Source organism: Asticcacaulis sp. AC466, from assembly GCF_000495815.1.
GTDB lineage: Bacteria > Pseudomonadota > Alphaproteobacteria > Caulobacterales > Caulobacteraceae > Asticcacaulis.
The window spans coordinates 1-636 of record NZ_AWGE01000052.1 but is presented as its reverse complement, the minus strand read 5'-3'; the positions used below and the strand labels follow the sequence as shown (position 1 = coordinate 636).

Here is a 636-nt window from a genome sequence, read left to right as displayed (position 1 = left end):
TTTTGCTTGTTCCCCCCTCCAAAGTGGTATAGTGTCGCCAATAGACGACACACGCCTCTCATCGTCACATGCAAATAGTTCATGTAGCTATCATCACGAAATTTCGCCCCGCCGTGGGGCATTTTTTTTAGCATTTATCCTAAATTCGTTCCTTACCGTTCGTAATCACTTGCCATGATTTCGGAACATTCCTAACCTAAAAGCGTTATTCAGGGTTCTCAATCCCTCATAACAACCTTTGTAACGTTTGGTACACCAGAGACGAATCTTTGCCCGCTTCGGTGGGCTCTTTCAACCAAACTAAGGATGGGAATGCCTGCTCTAAAGACGACATCTGGATTAACGGCTACATCCGAAAAATCATTGATTGGAGGGCTTATGAGTATTCATTACCTTACCGATAGTGAAACGCAGAACTTAGAAAAGGTGAGCATGGTTCTGGGAAAATGCGTCATAGGTCTTCTTGTTCGCAAAAAAATAGTCAACACCGATAATATTCTTTCTCAAATAGTCGCAGAAATGGAAAAAGCATCCGATAACGATGAATTTCAGTTATATCGCGACACATTGGAGTTTGTAGGTACGCTTTCAAAATAACCGGGGAAACGTAACGATGAAAAATGAAATTGCAACCGC

At 42.1% G+C, this 636-nt stretch carries 1 protein-coding gene; it reads left to right on the top strand.

What is annotated here, in order from left to right; translation table 11 throughout:
- The first annotated feature begins 312 nt into the window (after positions 1-312).
- Positions 313-597, top strand: coding sequence for a biofilm development regulator YmgB/AriR family protein (locus tag AEAC466_RS43455; RefSeq protein ID WP_023460303.1), 285 nt, complete (start codon positions 313-315; stop codon positions 595-597).
- Positions 598-636: the final 39 nt, after the last annotated feature.